At 64.8% G+C, this 1,474-nt stretch carries 1 protein-coding gene; it reads left to right on the top strand.

The genetic code is table 11. The annotated features are described in order from the left end of the window. The first annotated feature begins 129 nt into the window (after nt 1-129). Complete coding sequence (locus tag BLQ10_RS21905) at nt 130-1,437, top strand: IS256 family transposase (protein WP_254785717.1); 1,308 nt, start codon at nt 130-132, stop codon at nt 1,435-1,437. The last annotated feature ends 37 nt before the right edge of the window (nt 1,438-1,474 follow it).

Genomic DNA, 1,474 nt, shown 5'->3' with positions numbered 1-1,474 from the left:
GGGGGTGTCAGATTGTTTGTGTAGGAGGGGCTGTAGCCGGCGAGTGATTGGAGAATCATTGTGGCTATGACTGAACCGCACGAGGTGCTGCCGGAGGAGCTGGCCCGCAGGGCCGCGGCGGCCGGCAGCATGGATGCCTTGAAGGCCTCCGGCGCGTTTGACGAGTTGATGGCGCAGATTGATTCCGGCCGGCTCGAACTCGACGGCAAGGACGGATTTATCCAGCAGCTGATCAAGGCCTCGCTCGAACGCGGGCTGCAGGCCGAACTGAGCGGGCATCTGGGCTATGACAAGGGTGACCCGGTCGGGCGGTTCCTGCCAAACGCCCGCAACGGGTCCTATCCGAAGACGCTGGGGACCTCCGCCGGGGACGTGGACCTGGCCGTTCCGCGGGACCGCGAGGGCTCGTTTACTCCGCGTCTGGTGCCCAAGGGTGCCCGGCGGACCGGGGGCCTCGATGACATGATCGTCAGCCTTTATGCCGGCGGAATGACGGTCCGTGACATTGCCCATCATCTGGAATCGACGCTCGGGACCGAACTGTCCCACGAAACCATCTCCAAGATCACCGACGAGGTCCTCGAGGAGGTGCTGGAGTGGCAGAAGCGCCCGCTGGATCCGCTCTATCCGATCCTCTATCTGGACGCGATCATCATCAAGGTCCGGGACGGGCACCAGGTCCAGAACCGCGCCGCGCACATCGCCGTGGGCGTGGACATGGAGGGCCTCAAACACGTCCTGGGCATCTGGGTCGAAGCCACCGAGGGAGCGAAATTCTGGGCCGGGGTCTGCGCGGAACTGGCCAACCGCGGCGTCCAGGACGTGCTGATCGTCTGCTGCGACGGGCTCACCGGCTTCCCCGAGGCCATCGCCGCGACCTGGCCGGCCGCGACGGTCCAGACCTGCGTGGTGCACCTGATCCGCGCCTCGATGCGGTTCATCGGCTACCAGGACCGCAAGAAGGTCGCAGCGGCCCTGCGGCCCGTCTACACCGCCCCGACGGCCGATGCCGCCCTGGACGCTCTCGATGACTTCGAGGCCTCCGAGCTGGGACGGAAGTACCCGGCAACGGTGCGGACCTGGCGCAACGGCTGGGAAAAGTTCATCCCGTTCCTGGCCTTCCCGCCGCCGGTCCGGCGGATCATCTACACGACCAACGCCATCGAGTCGCTGAACTACCAGCTGCGCAAGGTCACCAAGAACCGCGGACACTTCCCGAACGACCAGGCCGCCGTGAAGCTGCTCTGGCTGGCCATCTGCAACATCGAGGACAAACGCGCCAAAGAACGGGCGAAGGTGGACAGCAAAACCCGTGCCAACCGCTCGAAGTCGTTCCACAAACTCATCGAAGGCACGACCACCCAAGGATGGACCGACGCCCTCGGCATCCTGGTCCTGAACTACCCCGACCGGCTCGGACCCTATCTGAACCGATGACACTCCGCCTCACTTACACAAACAACTTGACAGGCTC

This window comes from Arthrobacter sp. ok362, from assembly GCF_900102785.1.
GTDB lineage: Bacteria > Actinomycetota > Actinomycetes > Actinomycetales > Micrococcaceae > Arthrobacter.
This window is presented reverse-complemented; position numbering and strand designations above follow the sequence as displayed.